Source organism: Micromonospora sp. KC723 (genome assembly GCF_004348595.1).
Lineage (GTDB): Bacteria > Actinomycetota > Actinomycetes > Mycobacteriales > Micromonosporaceae > Micromonospora.
Map to the genome: position 1 here is coordinate 35,000 of NZ_SMKD01000006.1, position 19,398 is coordinate 54,397.

General features: G+C 72.2%; 18 protein-coding genes. 9 read left to right on the top strand and 9 right to left on the bottom strand.

Annotated elements, in window-relative coordinates; translation table 11 throughout:
- Nucleotides 1–178 precede the first annotated feature (178 nt).
- The 7 genes from pgsA (at nt 179) to E1165_RS03045 (ending at nt 6,305) form a co-directional block, all read left to right on the top strand.
- Nucleotides 179–799 carry a phosphatidylinositol phosphate synthase gene (pgsA, locus tag E1165_RS03015; protein ID WP_132387444.1) on the top strand — a complete coding sequence of 207 codons (621 nt, stop codon included), beginning with the start codon at nt 179–181 and terminating at the stop codon, nt 797–799.
- Nucleotides 796–1,743 (top strand): phosphatidylinositol mannoside acyltransferase, encoded by a 948-nt coding sequence (locus E1165_RS03020; protein ID WP_132387446.1) that lies wholly within the window; start codon nt 796–798, stop codon nt 1,741–1,743. The genes pgsA and E1165_RS03020 overlap by 4 nt, the downstream gene beginning before the upstream one ends.
- Nucleotides 1,744–1,746: 3 nt before the next feature.
- Entirely contained in the window at nt 1,747–2,916 is a 1,170-nt protein-coding gene (locus E1165_RS03025; protein WP_132387448.1) for a glycosyltransferase family 4 protein, read from the top strand.
- Nucleotides 2,917–2,933: 17 nt separating this feature from the next.
- The gene (locus tag E1165_RS03030) at nt 2,934–3,449 is read left to right on the top strand and encodes a hypothetical protein (RefSeq protein ID WP_243704563.1); all 516 of its coding nucleotides are present in this window, start codon (nt 2,934–2,936) and stop codon (nt 3,447–3,449) included.
- A gap of 152 nt (nt 3,450–3,601) precedes the next feature.
- Nucleotides 3,602–4,519, top strand: a complete 918-nt coding sequence (pdxS, locus tag E1165_RS03035) for a pyridoxal 5'-phosphate synthase lyase subunit PdxS (protein ID WP_132387452.1) — start codon at nt 3,602–3,604, stop codon at nt 4,517–4,519.
- An 87-nt stretch (nt 4,520–4,606) separates the two neighbouring features.
- Nucleotides 4,607–5,215, top strand: a complete 609-nt coding sequence (gene pdxT / locus E1165_RS03040; RefSeq protein ID WP_132387454.1) for a pyridoxal 5'-phosphate synthase glutaminase subunit PdxT — start codon at nt 4,607–4,609, stop codon at nt 5,213–5,215.
- 340 nt (nt 5,216–5,555) lie between these two features.
- Nucleotides 5,556–6,305 (top strand): YebC/PmpR family DNA-binding transcriptional regulator, encoded by a 750-nt coding sequence (locus E1165_RS03045; protein WP_132387456.1) that lies wholly within the window; start codon nt 5,556–5,558, stop codon nt 6,303–6,305.
- A gap of 203 nt (nt 6,306–6,508) precedes the next feature.
- Here the strand turns inward: E1165_RS03045 and E1165_RS03050 are convergent, their stop codons facing one another.
- Nucleotides 6,509–7,276, bottom strand: coding sequence for a nucleotidyltransferase domain-containing protein (locus E1165_RS03050; protein ID WP_132387458.1), 768 nt, complete (start codon nt 7,274–7,276; stop codon nt 6,509–6,511).
- A 670-nt stretch (nt 7,277–7,946) separates the two neighbouring features.
- Here E1165_RS03050 and E1165_RS03055 point away from each other — a divergent pair.
- On the top strand, nt 7,947–8,606 hold the full coding sequence (locus E1165_RS03055) for a DUF402 domain-containing protein (RefSeq protein ID WP_132387460.1): 660 nt from the start codon (nt 7,947–7,949) through the stop codon (nt 8,604–8,606).
- Nucleotides 8,607–8,650: 44 nt separating this feature from the next.
- Here E1165_RS03055 and E1165_RS03060 read toward each other — a convergent pair whose 3' ends face one another.
- The 8 genes from E1165_RS03060 to E1165_RS03095 form a co-directional block, all read right to left on the bottom strand.
- Nucleotides 8,651–9,712, bottom strand: a complete 1,062-nt coding sequence (locus tag E1165_RS03060) for an ABC transporter permease (RefSeq protein WP_132387462.1) — start codon at nt 9,710–9,712, stop codon at nt 8,651–8,653.
- Entirely contained in the window at nt 9,709–10,602 is an 894-nt protein-coding gene (locus tag E1165_RS03065) for an ABC transporter ATP-binding protein (protein WP_132387464.1), read from the bottom strand. Before E1165_RS03065 ends, E1165_RS03060 begins: the two co-directional genes overlap by 4 nt.
- Nucleotides 10,603–10,681: 79 nt before the next feature.
- Nucleotides 10,682–11,386, bottom strand: coding sequence for a response regulator transcription factor (locus E1165_RS03070; RefSeq protein WP_132387466.1), 705 nt, complete (start codon nt 11,384–11,386; stop codon nt 10,682–10,684).
- Nucleotides 11,383–12,669 carry a sensor histidine kinase gene (locus tag E1165_RS03075; RefSeq protein WP_132387468.1) on the bottom strand — a complete coding sequence of 429 codons (1,287 nt, stop codon included), beginning with the start codon at nt 12,667–12,669 and terminating at the stop codon, nt 11,383–11,385. Before E1165_RS03075 ends, E1165_RS03070 begins: the two co-directional genes overlap by 4 nt.
- Before the next feature lie 107 nt (nt 12,670–12,776).
- The gene (locus E1165_RS03080; protein ID WP_132387470.1) at nt 12,777–13,727 is read right to left on the bottom strand and encodes a permease prefix domain 1-containing protein; all 951 of its coding nucleotides are present in this window, start codon (nt 13,725–13,727) and stop codon (nt 12,777–12,779) included.
- Entirely contained in the window at nt 13,724–14,065 is a 342-nt protein-coding gene (locus E1165_RS03085) for a PadR family transcriptional regulator (RefSeq protein ID WP_132387472.1), read from the bottom strand. The genes E1165_RS03080 and E1165_RS03085 overlap by 4 nt, the downstream gene beginning before the upstream one ends.
- Nucleotides 14,066–14,192: 127 nt before the next feature.
- Nucleotides 14,193–14,855, bottom strand: coding sequence for a hypothetical protein (locus E1165_RS03090; RefSeq protein WP_132387474.1), 663 nt, complete (start codon nt 14,853–14,855; stop codon nt 14,193–14,195).
- Between the two features lie 165 nt (nt 14,856–15,020).
- Nucleotides 15,021–15,560 (bottom strand): RNA polymerase sigma factor, encoded by a 540-nt coding sequence (locus E1165_RS03095; protein ID WP_132387476.1) that lies wholly within the window; start codon nt 15,558–15,560, stop codon nt 15,021–15,023.
- A 261-nt stretch (nt 15,561–15,821) separates the two neighbouring features.
- Here E1165_RS03095 and dnaE point away from each other — a divergent pair, with 261 nt between their 5' ends.
- Complete coding sequence (gene dnaE / locus E1165_RS03100) at nt 15,822–19,355, top strand: DNA polymerase III subunit alpha (RefSeq protein ID WP_132387478.1); 3,534 nt, start codon at nt 15,822–15,824, stop codon at nt 19,353–19,355.
- Nucleotides 19,356–19,398: the final 43 nt, after the last annotated feature.

Consider the following 19,398-nt stretch of genomic DNA (forward strand, 5'->3'; position numbering starts at 1 on the left):
CGCGGCGATATCCTCCGGTGCTCTGCTGGACCACGGGTCTGAGCCGGTGCGGTCGGTGAGTTGGCTCACCTTCCCACCCGATCTCACACCCGTCGCCCACCCGGCACAAGCCTGCGCCACGCGGGTCGGACGACCGGCCGTATCGCCGCCCGCTGCCGGCCGTTATCGTGGGATCGCCATGGCGAAGATCTTCCAAGTGACGGCCCGCGCGGGGATGACCCGAGTCGTGGAGCCGGTCGCGCGCGGGCTGCTCCGCGCCGGTGTGTCCCCCAACGTGGTCACCGTGGCCGGCACCGTCGGCGTGCTCGTCGGCGCGCTCGGTCTCGGCGCGCGGGGCGAGCTGGTCGCCGGTGCCCTGATCGTCACGGTCTTCGCGCTCACCGACCTGCTCGACGGGACGATGGCCCGGATGAGCGGCGGTTCCACCCGCTTCGGCGCGTTCCTGGACTCGTCGATGGACCGCATCGCCGACAGCGCCGTGTTCGGCGCGGTCGCGTACTGGCTGGCCACCGAGGGCGACCACTCGGGGGTGGCCGCCGCGCTGCTCTGCCTGGCCGCCGGTGGTCTGGTCTCCTACGTCAAGGCCCGCGCCGAAGGCCTCGGCATGACATGCGACGTGGGCATCGCCGAGCGCACCGAACGGCTGCTCATCGTCGGGGTGGGCGGCCTGCTCACCGGCCTCGGCGTCGACTGGGCCCTGGAGGTCGCGCTCTGGCTGCTCGCCGCGGTCTCGCTCTTCACGGTCGGCCAGCGGATGGTCCACGTGTACCGGCAGGCCCAGCGGGTCGGCCAGGAGTGAACCTCACCGAGCTCGGCTACGTCACCGGCTGGCGCCTGGTCCGCGCGCTGCCCCGGTCCGTCGTGGCCGCGATGTTCCGGGCGGGCGCCGACCGGGCCTACCGCGCCGGCGGCCCGGGTACGGCCCGACTGCGCGCCAACCTGCGCCGGGTGGTCGGCCCGGAACTGCCCGAGGCCGAGCTGGACGACCTGGTCCGGCGTGCCCTGCGCTCGTACGCCCGGTACTGGATGGAGGCGTTCCGGCTGCCCGCGTTGAGCCGCGACGAGATCCTCGCCGGGTTCCGGTTGGATCCGGAGGGCGCCGGCCGGCTCGCCGACGACGTGGCCACCGGGCGGGGCGCGGTGGTGGCGTTGCCGCACGCCGGCAACTGGGACGCGGCCGGCGCCTGGGTGGCCGCCACCGGCTGGCCGATCACCACCGTCGCCGAGCGGCTGCGGCCCGAGGGCCTCTACGAGCGGTTCCTCGCCTTCCGGCAGGGGCTGGGCATGGAGATCCTGCCCACCAGCGGCGGTGCGCGTCCCGCCTTCGACGTGCTGGTGGACCGGCTGCGCGCCGGCACGGTGGTGCCGCTGCTGGCCGACCGGGACCTCTCGGCCCGCGGCGTCGAGGTCGACTTCTTCGGCGCGCGGACCAGGATGCCGGCCGGCCCGGCGCTGCTGGCCATCCGCACCGGCGCCCCGCTCTACGTCGCCTCGATGTGGTACGAGCCGGACGCCGCGTGTGCCTCGATCGAGGGCCCGCTGCCGCTGCCCGACCCGGACTCCGCGCCGCTGGACGAGCGGGCCCGCGCGCTGACCCAGCGGATTGCCGAGAGTCTGGCGGCGGGTATCGCCCGGCATCCGGAAGACTGGCACATGTTGCAGCGGATGTGGCTGGACCAGCGGGGCACGGGCGGCGACACGTCGCGGCCCGCCCGGCCACCGGACAGGTCTGAGAGGCGTTGACGCGTGCGGATCGGCATCGTGTGCCCGTACTCCTTCGACGTCCCCGGCGGGGTGCAGAACCATGTCATGGATCTCGCCGAGGCACTGATCGGGCTCGGCCACGAGGTGAGTGTGCTCGCGCCGGCCGACGAGGACTCCCCGCTGCCGCCGTACGTGGTGTCGGCGGGACGGGCGGTGCCGCTGCCGTACAACGGCTCGGTGGCCCGGATCGCCTTCGGTCCGGTCTCCACCGCCCGGGTACGCCGGTGGATCATCCGGGGCGACTTCGACGTGCTGCACGTGCACGAGCCGTTGACGCTGAGCCTGTCGATGCTCGCCGTGCTCTCCGCCCGGGGCCCGGTGGTGGCGACCTTCCACACCGCGATGACCCGGTCCCGGGTGCTGGCCGCCGCGCAGGGTGTCCTACAGATCGTGCTGGAGCGGATCACCGCCCGGATCGCGGTCAGCGCGCTGGCCCGCAAGGTGCAGGTCGAGCACATGGACGGCGGCGCGGTGGAGATCCCGAACGGGGTGGCCGTGACCAAGTTCGCCGGGGTGGAGCCGTTGCCGGGCTGGCCGGGGGAGTGCGCGCCGGGCAGCGGCGGCACCATCGGTTTCCTCGGCCGGTTCACCGAGGCCCGCAAGGGTTTCCCGATCCTGCGGGACGCGTTCGTCGCGCTGGCGCCGCACCGGCCGGGGCTGCGCCTGCTGGTGGCCGGCCCGGGCGAGCCCGACGACCTGTTCGGCCGGTTCCCGGCCGAGCTGCGCGACCGGGTCACCTTCCTCGGCATGGTCTCCGAGGCCGACAAGGCCAGGATGCTGCGCAGTCTGCACCTCTACGTCGCCCCGAACACCGGCGGGGAGTCCTTCGGGATGATCCTCACCGAGGCCCTGGCGGCGGGCACCACCGTGGTCGCCAGCGACCTTGACGCGTTCCGCCGGGTGCTGGACGGGGGGCGGGCCGGCCGGCTCTTCACGACGGGGGATCCGGTGACGCTGCGGGACGCCCTGGTCGAGCTGCTCGACGACGCCGACCAGCGGGCGGCGCTGACCGCCTGCGGGGACCAGGTGGTCGCCCACTACGACTGGCCGGTGGTCGCCCGCCGGGTCCTGGAGGTGTACGCCGCCGCCATCGAGGCCACCGACGGCCGGGTCATCGACCAGGAGTGGGCCGGACTGGGCGGGCCGGTGTGAACTCGACGGCGGGGTGGGTGCTGGGTACCGCGGTCCTGGTCGCGCTGGTCGCCGCGTACCTGGCCTGGACGGCGGGCCGGGTGCAGCGGCTGCACACCCGGGCCGAGTCGGCGGCCCGGGCGCTCGACGCCCACCTGCTGCGCCGCGCGGCCGCCGCGGCGGTGCTGGCCGAGCAGCGCTACGGCGTGGAGCTGTACGCCGCGGCGCGGATCGCCCTGGACGCCGCCCCGGAGGAGCGTGAGGCCGCCGAGAACGACCTCACCCGGCAGTTGCGCGGGGTGGAGTTGGATCCCGCCGACCCGGCCTGCGAGGCGGTGATCGCCGCTAGCCGACGGCTGGCCCTGGCCCGGCAGGTGCACACCGACCTCGTCCGGGACGCCCGGGCGGCCCGTAGCAGGCCGCTGGTGCGGCTGCTGCGGATGGGGCGGGGGCGTGAGTGGCCCCGGTACTTCGACGTCGACGACCCGACCCTCACCGTCCCCGGCGAGACGCCCACCGGTGAGGGGCAGGGTGTGCCCGGTCGTTCCCGGTGACCGGTCCCGGCGCGCGGATTGGCCTGCGCGGGGTGGGTGATGAGGGCCACAGTGCAGGCCACCGTGGGTCTGATTGGCTGTCGGGTCGGCGTTGACGCCGTCGTAGCATCAGTCGTAGCCACCCCCCGAGCACGTCCGAGGAGCGATGACCCGTGCCCGAAACCACCTCCCCGAACAGCAGCACCTCTCCGGTCGTCGGCACCGCGCGTGTCAAGCGCGGCATGGCCGAGATGCTCAAGGGCGGCGTGATCATGGATGTGGTCACCCCCGAGCAGGCCAGGATCGCCGAGGACGCCGGCGCGGTCGCCGTGATGGCCCTGGAGCGCGTGCCCGCCGACATCCGCGCGCAGGGCGGCGTGTCCCGGATGAGCGACCCGGACATGATCGACGGCATCATCGAGGCCGTCTCCATCCCGGTCATGGCCAAGGTGCGGATCGGCCACTTCGTCGAGGCGCAGATCCTCCAGTCGCTCGGCGTCGACTACATCGACGAGTCCGAGGTGCTGACCCCGGCCGACTACGCCAACCACATCGACAAGTGGGCGTTCACCGTCCCCTTCGTCTGCGGCGCGACCAACCTGGGCGAGGCGCTGCGCCGGATCACCGAGGGTGCCGCCATGATCCGCTCCAAGGGCGAGGCCGGCACCGGTGACGTCTCCAACGCCACCACCCACATGCGCCGTATCCGGCAGGAGATCCGCCGGCTGCAGTCGCTGCCGGCCGACGAGCTGTTCGTCGCCGCCAAGGAGCTCCAGGCCCCGTACGAGCTGGTCAAGGAGGTTGCCGAGACCGGCAAGCTGCCGGTGGTGCTGTTCACCGCCGGCGGGATCGCCACCCCGGCCGACGCGGCGATGATGATGCAGCTCGGCGCCGAGGGCGTCTTCGTCGGTTCCGGCATCTTCAAGTCCGGCAACCCGGCCCAGCGCGCCGCCGCGATCGTCAAGGCCACCACCTTCCACGACGACCCGGACGTGCTGGCCAAGGTCTCCCGGGGCCTCGGTGAGGCGATGGTCGGCATCAACGTCGACGAGATCCCGCAGCCGCACCGGTTGGCTGAGCGCGGCTGGTGATCCCGGTGGGGGCGTGTCACCCGCGCGCCCCCGCGCCCGCCGCCGCCGGTGGCGGGGACGACGACGCGACGAAGGAGCCACGACGCGATGAGCGACACGCCCGTCATCGGGGTGCTCGCCCTCCAGGGTGACGTCCGCGAGCACGTCGCGGCGCTGGCCGGCGCCGGGGCGGACGCCCGCCCGGTGCGCCGGCCGGCGGAACTGGACGCGGTCGACGCCCTGGTCATCCCCGGCGGCGAGTCCACCACCATCAGCAAGCTCGCCGACATCTTCGAGTTGCGTGAGCCGATCGACAAGCGGATCGCCGGCGGAATGCCGGTCTACGGATCCTGCGCCGGCATGATCATGCTGGCCACCCAGGTGCTGGACGGCCGCCCCGACCAGCGCGGCTTCACCGGCATCGAGATGACGGTGCGACGTAACGCGTTCGGCCGGCAGGTCGACTCGTTCGAGGCGCCGGTCGACCTGACCGGTGTCGAGGGCGGGCCGTTCCACGCCGTGTTCATCCGGGCCCCGTGGGTCGAGCGGGTGGGTGCGGGCGTGGAGGTGCTCGGCACGGTGACCGATGGCCCCGCCGCCGGGCGGATCGTCGCGGTCCGGCAGGGCAACCTGCTGGCCACCTCGTTCCATCCCGAGCTGACGGGTGACACGCGGGTGCACGCGTACTTCGTGGAGCTGGTGCGGACCGCCCGCTGAGTGCGGCGACGGGTTCCTCCGGCCGGGGGAGCCGGTCCGGCGGGCGGCAGCCCGGAGCAGGTGGGATGAGCATGCCGTGCTGGGGTCGTACGGCTTCGGCATCTGACCGTCTCCGGCGCTTTCGCCCCGTCTGTCCCGGTAGGGGCGGGCGGGGCGGCGCCGCGACGCGCGGCGCGTGACACCGGCCGGGCGGACGTCGGTAGGATTGCCGAGATTCGGCAGGGCCATCTGCCCGCCACGGCTTCCCGCAGGGCTGACCGGCACCGTCCGCGTGCGCCGGCGGGAACGGGGCGTACGCGGTGCGGTCGATGCAGACGGCGGGTAGCAACGGAGGTAACAGATGTCCGGCCACTCAAAGTGGGCGACGACCAAGCACAAGAAGGCGGTCATCGACGCCAAGCGCGGCAAGATGTTCGCCAAGCTGATCAAGAACGTCGAGGTCGCGGCGCGCACCGGTGGCGGCGACCCGGCCGGTAACCCGACCCTCTTCGACGCCATCCAGAAGGCCAAGAAGAACTCGGTCCCGAACGACAACATCGACCGCGCGGTCAAGCGGGGCTCCGGCCTGGAGGCCGGCGGCGCCGACTACCAGACGATCATGTACGAGGGGTACGGCCCGAACGGCGTGGCGCTGCTCATCGAGTGCCTCACCGACAACCGCAACCGCGCCGCGACCGAGGTGCGCACCGCGCTGACCCGCAACGGCGGCTCGTTCGCCGACGCCGGCTCGGTGTCGTACATGTTCTCCCGCAAGGGCGTGGTGATCGTCCCCAAGGCCGGCACCACCGAGGACGACGTGATGATGGCGGTCCTGGACGCCGGCGCCGAGGAGGTCAACGACCTCGGTGAGGCCTACGAGGTGGTCTCCGAGCCGGGCGACCTGATCGCCGTCCGCACCGCGCTGCAGGACGCCGGCATCGAGTACGAGTCCGCCGAGTCCTCCCTCATCCCCAGCGTCAGCGTGCCGCTGGACGAGGAGGGGGCCCGCAAGGTGTTCAAGCTGATCGACGTCCTGGAGGACTGCGACGACGTGCAGAACGTCTACGCGAACTTCGACGTCTCCGACGAGGTCATGGCCGCTGTCGGCTGACCATGTCTGCGCAAGGGCGCTACCTCGGATGGAGGTAGGGCCCTTGTTGCGTTTGTGTCGATGATTCCTTCTGGCGCCTGTACTGCCGAGGGATGACGCGAAGCCTCTGTGTCCCTTCCTCCTGGACGTGTATCTTCCGTCGCTTGGTGGCGTCCCCCGCCGCGTTCAGCTCGTAGCCGTCATGATGTCGCGGCGAGGGATTGTCAGGACCTGTGGATGGGCGCGTGACAAGGTTGATCTCCCGCCAGTTCTGTGAGGGCGGGAAACAGCCGGTTCGCCAGCGCCGGATCGGTGCGCTCAAGTTCGGCGATCAGGGCATTGATGGCAGCGGTGAGGGCGCGGTGTAGCTCGGCGTGGTCGAGTGTACGGACGAGGGTGGCCTGAAGTGCTTCCGTCAGGTCAGCCGGGAGCAGGTGGGCGCCCTTTGCGTAGCTGGTCGGATGCCCGAGGCGCAGACTGGTCAGTGCGATCACGTGGCTGCGCAGTGCGCTGACCCAGTACTCGGCCTGCCAGAGTCGATTCCGCTGGATGCTGATCCAGGCGTGTAGGGCGTGGTGCCATGCCAGGCCGGCCAGGTGGTCCGGGGCAGGCAGCGGTGCGGGTTGCGGCTGGGCGGGGTTGCCGAAGACGGTCCGCCAGCTCGGGCCGTGCGGGGCGAAGTGAGCGGCTGGCGTGAACGCGATGTCTACCTCGAGGCATTCTGGAAGCAGGAACACTCGGTACACGGCCGAGCCGGACGGCAGGTCCCAATGGTGCGCCGCGTCGAAGTCGTCATAAAGCCGGTCGGTCCAGCCTTGCATGGTCACGGCGAGTGAGCCGTCGACCGCGAACGCGAGATCGATGTCAGACCAACGGTCTTCGTCGCCGGTGGCCTGTGAACCGGTGATGGCCGCGCCGACGATCATGGGGTCGGCAGCGGCCAGGTCCAGCAGCCGCTGCCGGATCGTGTCACGTTCCTCGGCGGAGAACACCGCGCCACCCTATCGACCCGCCGTGGTGCGCGACACAGCCAAGGCGGTGTCGTCGCGTTCGACGAGCTTTCCGAGGCAGAAGCTGGCACCAGCACGCACGAGTGCCATCAGATGGGGCGCGTCGACCGCCCTCCACCGGCCCTGGCAGACCTGCAGGAGGTTGCCGACGACGGGGTTTCAGTTCGGCAGCTCGACGAACCTGACCGGTGAAGTACCAGCCCATCGGAGGCTTTCCGTACGGTCTGGCGCGGGTCCTGTGGCCGACCGGTGCCCGGATCGCGTCCTGCCGGCTGGTGTTCCGCCGTCGACCCCCGTGTCCAGCCGCGCAGCCCGGTGTAGCTGGCCGCCACGCCACCGAAGTTGTCACCGAACCACAACTCCCGGTCGAGCGATTCCGCGCTGGCGCGTGGCGCCTCGGAATCGACCTGGAAGCTGCTCGCCTCCGTACTCGTGGGCGGGCTCGCGGAGCCGATGCTAGCCGTCCGGGTCCACTCTGGGATGGTCCGCGCGGGACTTCTGTCCGACTTGCGACCCCGGCCTTGCCCACGTCCGGCTCCGTGATCCGGCGCGGCGCGGGCAGGTCACCGCCCTGTACGCCCCCGGCCGTCGCGGCTCCGCACGGTGCGGCCAGTCCGCCGGGGCTTCGCCGGGCCGTGGCTAGGCTGGGCTGATGCAGCCGAGCGGTGGCGCGAGGGACAGCGCTGGTCAGGCGGTCGCCGGGCACCGGTTCACGCCGGGTGACGTGGTCGTCCGGCGTGAGGTGCTGCGCGGCGAGGTCTGGTTCGGCTGCCCGACGATCTGTGTCGAGGATTCCCCCGACCTGCTCGCGCTCTACCTGCCTGCGGGGGCCGAGTTCGGCTTTCCGGAGTGGGGGGCCTTCCCCAGCGGGCGGCACCCCTGGCAGGTCGCCGGGCACACGGCGTGGTCCGGGCACGGCAAGCTGATGCTCCAGCGCCCCGGTGAGGCGCACTCGGTGGACGTCTTCTGGACCGGTCCCGACCGCGCCTTCGCCGGCTGGTACTTCAACCTCCAGGACCCGTTCCGGCGTACCCCGATCGGGGTGGACACCCTCGACCACGAGCTGGACCTGTGGTGGCCCACGGGCGCGGACCGGTACGTCTGGAAGGACGTCGAGATGTTCGCGCAGCGCCTGGTCGAGGGGCGCTACCCGGGCATGGCGGCGGCCATCCGGGCCGAGGGTGACCGGATCGCCGCGCTGCTCGACGCCGGGGAACGCTGGTGGGACGAGGACTGGGCCCGGTGGCGGCCCGACCCCACCTGGTCGCTGCCGACCCTGCCCGCCGGCTGGGCCGCCGTCCCGGTCCGCTGACGCGCCGCGACCCGGCCCCCGGCCGCCTCGCGCCCGCCGGCCGCTCAGCCGAGCGTCTCGCGTTCCCGCCAGGCGGTCCGCAGCGACGTGCGGCCGTTGGTCCGCAGCAGCGAACCCTCGTACACGCGCGCCCCGGCGGCGAGCACCACCCCGGCGGTCACCAGCAGCACGGCGAGTGACACCAGCGGTTCCCAGCCGGCCGCGTCGCCGGTGAACAGCCGCAGCGGCATCGCCGTCGGGGCGGAGAACGGCAGGTACGACAGCGCGGTCATGGCCGCCGGGTTGTCGTTGAGGAGGATGACGGCGAAGAACGGCAGCATCACCGCCAGCTGCACCGGGGTCGACACGCCGCCGATGTCCTCCAGTCGGGTGACCAGGGCGCCGGCCGCCACCCACATGGCGGCGACGAGCACGAACCCGAACAGGAAGAACGGCAGGAACCAGCCGATCGCCGGGGTGAGCAGGTCCAGCAGCCCGCCGGTGTCGGTGAACCGCATCCCCACCACCGCGGCGAGGGCGACCAGGATGATCTGGCCCAACGCCAGCAGGGTGCCGGCGATCAGCTTGCCGGCCAGCAGCGCCCGGACCGGCACCGCCGCCACCAGGATCTCCACCACCCGGGTCTGCTTCTCCTCGATCACGCTCTGCGCGATCTGCACGCCGAAGGTCTGTGAGGTCACGAAGAAGACGAAGGCGAAGGCGAAGGGCACCAGGAAGGCCACCACCGGATCCACGGCGTCGGGGTCGAGCAGCCGCACCGGCGGCGCCGTGCTCAGCGCCGACACCACGTCGTCGGGGGCCTCGTCCATGGCCAGCACGGCCGGGCCGGAGACGACCGCGGCGTCCACGTCGCCGTCGCGGACCGCCTGCTCGGCCGCCCGGTCGTCGGGCACCACCCGGACGTCGAGCCCGGCCGCCCGCAGCTTCCCGGCGGTCGCCTCGGTGGCCGCCACGCTGGCCGGGCCGCCGGAGAGCAGCGGCGGCAGCACCGTTGCCGCCGCAGCGACGAGCAGGAAGAAGAGCGTACTGATCAGGAAGGTGCGGTCGCGCAGCTTGACCCGGATCTCCCGGGCGGCGACCAGGGCGGTGGCCTGCGTGGTGCTCACTGGGTGGCCTCTCGGAAGATCTCGGTGAGGGACGGGGTGACCGGGCGGAAGGCGCGGACCGGGCCGCGGGCCAGCGCCGCGTGCAGCACCGGCTGTTCGTCGGCACCGGGGGCGAGATCGAACACGGCCCGTGCCCCGTCGAGGTCGACCAGGGTCACCTCCGGCTGGTCCCGCAGCCAACCGGCGTCGGCCGCCACCACCAGCTCGTACCGGGGCACGGTGTACGTCGCCCGCAGCTGTTCCCGGGAGCCGGCCGCGCGGATCGTGCCGTCGGCGATGATCACCAGGTCGTCGCAGAGCCGCTCGACGACGTCGAGCTGGTGACTGGAGAAGAGCACCGGCACGCCGGTGGCGGCCCGCTCCCGCAGCACCGCGACGACCGTGTCCACGGCCAGCGGGTCGAGCCCGGAGAACGGCTCGTCGAGGATGAGCACCTCCGGGTCGTGCACCAGCGCCGCGGCGACCTGGGCGCGCTGCTGGTTGCCCAGGGACAGGGTCTCCAGCAGGTCGTCGCCGCGTTCGGCCAGACCGAGCCGGTCCAGCAGGGCGTCCGTGGCGCGCCGGGCCGCGGGTGCGTCCATCCCGTGCAGCCGCCCCAGGTAGATCACCTGCTCCCGGGCGCTCATCTTCGGGTAGAGGCCCCGCTCCTCGGGCAGGTAGCCGAAGCGCCGGCGGGCCTGCCGGGTCAGCGGCGCGTTCCGCCAGCTCACCTGGCCGGCGTCGGGGGCGAGCAACCCGAGGATGATCCGCATGGAGGTGGTCTTGCCGGCGCCGTTGCCGCCGACGAAGCCGGTCATCCGGCCCGCCGCCACGTCGAACGACACGTTCCTGAGTACCCGACGGTCGCCGAAGCTGCGGTCGACGCCGTCGAGACGGAGCACGTTGGTCACGCGTTCACGCTAAGTCGGCCGCCCTGGGCCGCCGTCCGCCCGGCGGTGGTCGTGGGCGTCCGCCGCGAGGCGGATCCGCTCAGCCCTGGGGGCGGACCACCCCGTGTTCGTACGCGAAGACCACCGCCTGGACCCGGTCGCGCAGCCCCAGCTTGGCCAGGACCCGGCTGACGTGGGTCTTCACCGTGGCCTCGCCCAGGTGCAGCGCGGCGGCGATCTCGGCGTTGCTGGCTCCGCCGGCGACCAGCACCAGCACCTCCCGTTCCCGGGGGGTGAGGTCGGCCAGCGCCCCCCGGGTGTCGGCCGCGGTCGGGCCGGCGGCGCCGGGTCGGGTGAAGGTGGCGATCACCCGCCGGGTCAGCGCCGGGGCGAGCAGGCCGTCGCCGCGGGCCAGCACCCGGATCGCCTCCACCAGGTCCTCCGGGGTGCCGTTCTTGAGCAGGAAACCGCTCGCGCCGGCCCGCAGCGCGGCGAAGAGGTAGTCGTCGTGGTCGAAGGTGGTCAGGATCAGCACGGCGGGGCCGGCGGGGAACTCCGTGGTGATCCGCCGGGTCGCCGCCAGGCCGTCGACCCCGGGCATCTCGACGTCCATCAGCACCACGTCGGGACGCAACGCCCGGGTCATGGCCACGGCCCGCTCGCCGTCCGCCGCCTCACCGACCACCTCGATGTCGTCCTCCACCTCCAGGATGACCCGGAAGCCGGTGCGGACGAGGTGTTGGTCGTCGGCGAGCAGCACCCGCACGGGCCGGCCGGCGGGAGGCGCCGGATGCGTCGCGCTCACGCGGGGTGCTCCGCCGTGACGGCGACCGGGAATCGGGCGCGTACCCGCCAGCCGCCACCGGCGCGCGGGCCGGCCTCCAGCACACCCCCGTGGGCCCCGACCCGTTCCCGCATGCCGATCAGGCCGAGCCCGTCGACGTTGGCGGGTCGGGTGGCGCGCCCGTCGTCGGTCACGTCGACCTCCAGTTCCTGGACCAGGTAGCGGATGCGGACGTCGAGCATGGTGGCCCCGGTGGCGTGCTTGAGCGTGTTCGTGATCGCCTCCTGCACGGTCCGGTACGCGGCCTGCGAGACCGACTCCGGCAGCGGCGGACGCTCACCGTACACCCCGAGTGTGGCCCGCAGCCCGGCCTCGCGCGCCCGGTCGACCACGGCGGCGACCTGTTCCAGCGCGGCCGGCCGGTCCTGCTCCGGCGCGGCCGGCGCGTTGTCGGAGGCGCGCAGCACGCCCAGCATGCGGCGCAGCTCGTCGACCGCGGTGCGGGCGGTCTCCTCGATCGAGGACAGCGCCGTCCGCGCCTTGGCCGGGTCCCTGTCGAACACCCGCCGGCAGGCGGACGCCTGCACCCCCATGACCGACACGTGGTGGGCGACCACGTCGTGTAGCTCCCGGGCGATGCGGACCCGTTCGCCGACCACCGCCCGCTCGCGGGCCTCGACCTGCGAGCGGCGCAACTGCTCGGCCTGCTGCTGGAGTTCGTGTTGTCGGCGGGCGGCCAACCAGGCGGTCTCGCCGACGAAGTACGCGAAACCGAAGATGAGCACGTTGGCCAGGACGGTGGTGATGATCGCGGCGAGCAGCGGGGGCACCGGCCCGACCGCGTCGGAGAAGGCGTCCTCGGGGATGCTGCCGTAGCTGACCGCGTGGTAGATCCCGAGCCAGACGAACATCACGGCGATCACCCCGACGCGCAGCCGCCGTGCCGTGTGGCGGTCGCGGCCCCAGGCACCCAGGGTGTAGAGGGCGGCGAACAACGCCCAGGCGGAGAGCTGCACTTCGGGGGCGGACCGGGCCTGGGAACCGATGAAGGTGGCCGCGACGACGAGCATGACCGTGGCGGGGAAGCGCCGCCGCCAGACCAACGGCAGGGTGACCGCGACGGTCCAGAAGACCTGCTCCGGGCCGGACGGCGGCGGACCCAGCAGGAACGTTCCGGTGCTGCGCGCCAGGGTGAGGCTGAACAGGGCCAGCACGGTCACCGTGAGGCCGCCGTAGACGTCGATCCGCTGTTGCTCGGGGGTGGGCCCGGGGCGGCGCCACTCGTCGCCGGTCATGGTGCTCATCGGGGTCGAGGATCCCACCTCGCCGGCCGGCCTCCGCGCCGGCCCGTCGGGAACCGGGCGGGACCGGTCGGCGGACGGGCGCGGGGACCGGCCGGGGCGGACGTCGGTCACCGGCGGTGCCGTCGGGCCTTGACCAGGCTCTCGGCGATGCTCCAGATGGTGACGGCGGCGACGACCACGACCGAGACGTTGGTCAGCATCTCCGTGTTCCCGTCCTCGCGCAGCCACTCGAACCGGTCCACCAGGGCCGGGTTGAGCAGCCGGTCGGTGAGCAGCAGGTAACCGAGCGGGAGCGCGAAGGCCAGGTCGAGCACGGCGTTGACGCCCACCAGCGGCCACGTCCACCGGCCGGTGCGGTACTTCACGATCTCGACGACGATGCTGGCGACCAGCACGGCGGCGAGCGCCGGCAGCCAGGACGTCCAGAGCGCGGGGTCGAGGATCGGCAGGTTGGCCCCGTCGGCGTCGGTGACCCAGGACCGGTAGTGCTGCCAGGGCAGGTAGGCGAGGATGATCAGCAGGAAGGCGATCGAGGCGCAGGTGTCGCTCAGCGTCACGTCCCGTTCGGCCGGCGCCTCCGGGAGTTGGTCGACGCTCCACGCCGGCAGGTCCAGCGGCGTACGGGTGCGTTCCAGCACCGCGAAGGCGACCGTCACCCAGAAGGTGATCTGTACGGCGGCCTGGACTCCCGCGCCGATTCCCGCGCCGATCGCCTCGTCCGGCTGCTCCTCCAGGGTGGCCTTGAGCACGCCGACCGCCACTGCCACGAGGGCCGGGATGACGGTGAGCAGCCGCCGCAGCAGGCTCGCCCAGACCAGGTAGTACGTCGGGCCGATGAGCTGGAGCGGGCGGTCGGCGTACCCGGCGGCGAGCCGGTCCGGGTGGCCCAGTTCGGTGAGCACCTCCCGCTCGGCGGCGGCGGTGTCCTGCCCGGCGGCGGTCCGGCCCTCGATCATGTCCGCGATCGAGGCGCGCAGTTCGTCGGCGATCTCGGCGCGGCGCGGCGCGGGCACGGTCCGCAGGGTCGCGGCGAGGTAACGGTCGGTCAGGGAGGTCATCGCTCCACTCCTTCGATCAGCCCGGTGACGGAGGTCTGCACGGCGGCGAGGTCGTCGAGGAGGCGGCCCAGCACCGTCTCCCCGTCGTCGCTGGTGCGGTAGAACTTGCGGGGCCGGCTCTCCTCGGTGTTCCACGCGCTGGCCAGCAACCCCTGCTCCTCCAGGCGGCGCAGCAGCGGGTAGAGCGTGTTGGCGTCGACCGGGAAGCCGTGCGCCGTCAGACGTTGCAGTAGCGCGTAGCCGTAGTCGGGGCGGCGCAGGGCGATCAGGCTCGCCACCACCACCGTGCCCCGTCGTAGCTCCTGGAGGTGTGTCCGGAGCAGGTCGTCACTCACCATGTGTCACACCATACTGTGCGGCACACAGTAATGGAGTGCGGGACATCATTGTGTGGCGCTATCCGCGCATCGGGACGAGTGTGACGGGCCGGGCGTCCGGATCGCTCCGGACGCCCGTACCGCCTCCTCAGCAGGCGTCACCCCGCCGGAAGCCACGCTCGACGAAGGACGCCGGCCCCACCTGGAAGTAGCCGACTCCGGGACGGATCGGGTGGCCGGTGAACAGCTCCACCCGGGAACCCACCCGTACCAGGTAGGCGCTGGCGGTCCCGGCGTCGTTGTGGATGAGCGCACCCCGGGGGCCGTAGATCTCCTCCAGGCGCGTGAAGCTCATCCCGACGGCGGCGCCAGCGGGCGAGCGGGGCGGGGCGGTGGCCGTGCCGATCTCCACCAGCCGTCCGTTCCGGAAGGCCAGCAGGACGACCCCCGCCCAGGCGCCGGTGACCCCGGCCCGGACCACGCCGGCGCAGTCGGACGCCGTCCAGTCGATCAGGCCGGCGGCCGACAGGCGGTCCAGGCGCGCGCCCATCCGGAACGGGCCGGCGCCCCAGACGCTCATCAGGTCGACCTCGTCGGCCCCCCGGCCGGCGGCCGGCCCCGGGTGACCCACGGCCCGGGTGGTGTCGGGGCGGGCCCCGCCGGTCGGGTCGGCGCCGCCGGGCTGCGCGGCGGTGGCCGTGACCGGGCGGTCGGGCAGGGGATGGCCGGGCGATGCCATCCGGGCGGCGGCCGGAGCGGGCCCGGCGAGGGCCAGCACGGCCGCGACGATGACGTACGGCAGACGGTGCACGGGAGTCTCCTCTTCGACGGTGGGGTGTCCCTTGCCCTGTTGGTCCCCGCGTCGGCCGTGGCGGTTCGTCGGGTTGCCGACCGTTCTCGCGTGGGCCCGGCCCGTCGCGGGGTCGCACCCACTGCGTCGGCCGTCGGCCGCCGGCCCGACGAACCGGACGCCGGATCAGTCGCCGGCCAACCGGTGCCGGACCTGCCGGCGGGCCTCGTGGATGCGTGACTTCACGGTGCCCTCGGGCAGGTCGAGCAGGTCGGCGATCTCCCGGTAGCTCAGCCCGAGCACGTCGCGCAGGACCACCACCTCGGCCAGCTCGGGACGGACGCCGTCGAGCGCGTCGAGCAGGTCCAACCGGGTGCCGGCGACCACACTGGTCCGCCGGGGGTCGGCCGGTTCCGGCAGCGGCACTCCGCCGGCCTCCACCTGCCACCGCCGGCGCAGCACCCGGTACGTCGACCGGGCCCGGTTGGCCGTCAACCGGTACAGCCAGGTGTGGAACGACGACCGGCCCTCGAACCGGGTGATGCCCCGGGCCAGCGCGAGGAGCGCGTCCTGGCAGGCCTCCTCGGCGTCCTCCCGGTTGGGCAGCAGCCGGCCGCACAGCCGCAGCACCTCCGGGCGTACTGCGACCAGCAGCGCGTCCAGCGCCCCCGGCTCGCCGCGCGCCGCCGCCCCGGCCAGGTCGTCGATGCCGTACCCCAGGGCCATTGCGCCGTCCCGTGTTCGCCGATGCCGCGGTGGTGTCCAGGCTACGACGACACCGCCACGGTGGGCGGATCCGAGTCCGGCAGCCGACTCGCGGCGGCCGGCCGGGCCGCCGACCAGGAAGATCCACACCGACCGTGAGAGATCCGCACCACCGGCCGCGGCTCGCCCCGCGCGGCTGCTGGAGACGCCCGTCGGGCCGGGGATAGGGTAGGCCGACCGACCTCGACCACCCACGATCCGATCCCCGGGGGGCGCTTCCGCATGGGCGATTCGTTCGCGCATCTGCACGTGCACACGGAGTACTCGATGCTCGACGGGGCCGCCCGGCTCAAGGACCTCTTCGCCGAGGCCAACCGGCTCGGCATGCCGGCGGTGGCGATCACCGACCACGGCAACATGCACGGCGCGAACGACTTCTACAACCAGGCGATGTCCGCCGGGGTCAAACCCATCCTCGGCGTCGAGGCGTACGTGGCGCCGGAGTCGCGGTTCCACAAGCAGCGGGTGAAGTGGGGCCGGCCGGAACAGAAGAGCGACGACGTCTCCGGCAACGGCGCGATCACCCACATGACCATGTGGGCGGCGAACAAGACGGGCCTGCACAACCTGTTCACCCTCAACTCGCGCGCCTCGATGGAGGGCCACTACGTCAAGTGGCCCCGGATGGACATGGAGCTGATCGCCGAGCACGCCGAGGGCATCATGGCCACCACCGGCTGTCCCTCGGGGGCGGTGCAGACCCGGCTGCGGCTGGGCCAGTTCGACGAGGCGCTCAAGGTGGCCGCCGCGTACCAGGACATCTTCGGCAGGGAGAACTACTTCCTGGAGATCATGGACCACGGCCTGGAGATCGAGCGCCGGGTCCGCGACGGGCTCACCGAGATCGCCCGCAAGCTCGACATCCCGCCGGTGGTCACCAACGACTCGCACTACACCCACGAGGCGCAGGCCGAGGCGCACGACGTGCTGCTCTGCGTGCAGACCGGCAGCAACATCGCCGACCCGAACCGGTTCCGCTTCGAGGGCGGCGGCTACTTCGTCAAGAGCGCCGAGCAGATGCGCGCGGTCGACTCCTCGGAGCTGTGGCAGCGGGGCTGCCGCAACACCCTGCTGGTGGCCGAGAAGGTCGATCCGGCCGGGATGTTCGAGTTCCACAACCTGATGCCCCGGTTCCCCGTGCCGGAGGGGGAGACCGAGGAGTCCTGGTTCCGCAAGGAGACCTTCAAGGGGCTGGCCCGCCGCTTCCCGAACGGCATTCCGGAGGGGCACGTCGTCCAGGCCGAGTACGAGCTGGGCGTCATCGTCCAGATGGGTTTCCCGTCGTACTTCCTCGTGGTCGCCGACTTCATCCAGTGGGCGAAGAGCCAGGGCATCGCGGTGGGGCCGGGGCGTGGTTCGGCGGCCGGCTCGCTGGTCGCGTACGCGCTGGGCATCACCGACCTGGACCCGATCCCGCACGGGCTGATCTTCGAGCGGTTCCTCAACCCCGAGCGGGTATCGATGCCGGATGTCGACATCGACTTCGACGAGCGCCGGCGCGGTGAGGTGATCAAGTACGTCACCGACAAGTGGGGTGAGGACAAGGTCGCCCAGATCGCGACCTTCGGCACGATCAAGGCGAAGGCCGCCATCAAGGACTCGGCCCGGGTGCTCGGCTTCCCGTACGCGGTGGGCGACCGGATCACCAAGGCGATGCCGCCGGCGGTGATGGGCAAGGACATCCCGCTGTCGGGCATCTTCGACCCGAAGCACCCGCGCTACGCCGAGGCCGGCGAGATCCGTGGCCTGTACGAGTCCGACCCGGACGTCAAGAAGGTGATCGACACCGCGAAGGGCATCGAGGGGCTGATCCGGCAGACCGGCGTGCACGCCGCCGGCGTCATCATGTCCGCCGAGCCGATCATCGAGCACATCCCGCTGATGCGCCGGGACTCCGACGGGGTCATCATCACCCAGTTCGACTACCCGACGTGCGAGTCGCTCGGGCTGTTGAAGATGGACTTCCTCGGCCTGCGCAACCTGACGATCATCGACGACGCGGTCAAGAACATCCGGCTCAACCACGGCAAGGAGCTGGACCTGCTGGGCCTGCCGCTGGACGACAAGGCGGCCTACGAGTTGCTCGCCCGGGGCGACACCCTCGGCGTGTTCCAGCTCGACGGCGGGCCGATGCGCTCGCTGCTGCGGCTGATGAAACCGGACAACTTCGAGGACATCTCCGCCGTCCTGGCGTTGTACCGGCCCGGCCCGATGGGCGTGGACTCGCACACCAACTACGCGCTGCGCAAGAACGGCCTCCAGGAGATCACCCCGATCCACCCCGAGCTGGAGGAGCCGCTGCGGGAGATCCTCGCCCCCACCCACGGCCTGATCGTCTACCAGGAGCAGGTGCAGCGGGCCGCCCAGATCCTCGCCGGCTACACCCTCGGTCAGGCCGACCTGCTGCGCCGGGCGATGGGCAAGAAGAAGAAGGAGATCCTCGACAAGGAGTTCATCCCGTTCCGGGACGGCTGCCGCGAGCGTGGCTACTCCGACGAGGCGATCCAGGCGGTGTGGGACGTCCTGGTGCCGTTCGCCGGGTACGCCTTCAACAAGGCGCACTCCGCCGCGTACGGCCTCGTGTCGTACTGGACTGCCTACCTGAAGGCGCACTACCCGGCCGAGTACATGGCGGCGCTGCTCACCTCGGTCGGTGACGACAAGGACAAGATGGCGCTCTACCTGTCGGAGTGCCGCCGGATGCGCATCCAGGTCCTGCCGCCGGACGTCAACACCTCGGCCGGCCCGTTCACCCCGGTCGGGCGGGACATCCGGTTCGGTCTGGCGGCGGTGCGCAACGTCGGCGCGAACGTGGTGGCGGCGATCATGCGGTGTCGGGAGGAGAAGGGCGAGTACGCCGACTTCTACGACTTCCTGTCCAAGGTCGACGCGGTGGTCTGCAACAAGAAGACCATCGAATCCCTGATCAAGGCGGGCGCCTACGACTCGCTGGGCCACACCCGCAAGGGCCTGCTCGCCGTGCACGCCGACGCCATCGACGCCTTCGCCGACGTCAAACGCAAGGAGGCCGTCGGCCAGTACGACCTCTTCGGCGCCGGCTTCGGCGACGCCGACACCGGGGGCAGCACCACCGTCATGCCCACCATCGGCGAGAGCGAGTGGGACAAGCGGGACAAGCTCGCCTTCGAGCGCGAGATGCTCGGCCTGTACGTCTCCGACCATCCGCTCTTCGGCCTGGAACACGTGCTCGGCGCGGCGGCGGACTGCACCATCGCCGCCCTGTCCGAGGAGGGCACCATCCCGGACGGGGCGGTGGTCACCCTGGCCGGCATCCTCTCCGGGGTGCAGCGCCGGGTCACCAAGCAGGGCCGGGCCTGGGCCTCGGCGACGCTGGAGGATCTGGCCGGTGGGGTCGAGACGCTGTTCTTCCCCAACACCTACGAGGTGATCGGGCAGTACATCGCCGAGGACGCGATCGTGGTGGTCAAGGGGCGGGTGGACCGCCGCGACGACACCCCACGGATCATGGCGATGGACATGTCCATGCCGGACGTCAGCAGCAACCCGGCGAACAAGCCGGTGACCCTCACCATCCCGGTGCACCGCTGCACACCACCGCTGGTGGAGAAGCTCAAGGAGACCCTGGTGCTGCACCCGGGCGACACCGAGGTGCACGTCAAGCTGCTCAACGGCGGCAAGACCACCACCCTGCGGCTCGGCCCGTTCCGGGTGGCGCCGACCACCGCGCTGATGGGTGACCTCAAGAGCGTCCTCGGCCCGGCCAACGTCAGCTGACCCGTCCCGGCCGCCGGGCGGAGCGGTGGGCCACGGGGCCCGG

Bases quoted from the DNA above. Each gene is read 5' to 3' on its own strand.
- E1165_RS03055 (WP_132387460.1), top strand. From the start codon at position 7,947: ATGCAGCCGAGCGGTGGCGCGAGGGACAGCGCTGGTCAGGCGGTCGCC.
- pdxT (WP_132387454.1), top strand. From the start codon at position 4,607: ATGAGCGACACGCCCGTCATCGGGGTGCTCGCCCTCCAGGGTGACGTC.
- E1165_RS03095 (WP_132387476.1), bottom strand. From the start codon at position 15,560: ATGGCCCTGGGGTACGGCATCGACGACCTGGCCGGGGCGGCGGCGCGC.
- dnaE (WP_132387478.1), top strand. From the start codon at position 15,822: ATGGGCGATTCGTTCGCGCATCTGCACGTGCACACGGAGTACTCGATG.
- E1165_RS03080 (WP_132387470.1), bottom strand. From the start codon at position 13,727: ATGACCTCCCTGACCGACCGTTACCTCGCCGCGACCCTGCGGACCGTG.
- E1165_RS03045 (WP_132387456.1), top strand. From the start codon at position 5,556: ATGTCCGGCCACTCAAAGTGGGCGACGACCAAGCACAAGAAGGCGGTC.
- E1165_RS03075 (WP_132387468.1), bottom strand. From the start codon at position 12,669: ATGAGCACCATGACCGGCGACGAGTGGCGCCGCCCCGGGCCCACCCCC.
- E1165_RS03085 (WP_132387472.1), bottom strand. From the start codon at position 14,065: ATGGTGAGTGACGACCTGCTCCGGACACACCTCCAGGAGCTACGACGG.
- pgsA (WP_132387444.1), top strand. From the start codon at position 179: ATGGCGAAGATCTTCCAAGTGACGGCCCGCGCGGGGATGACCCGAGTC.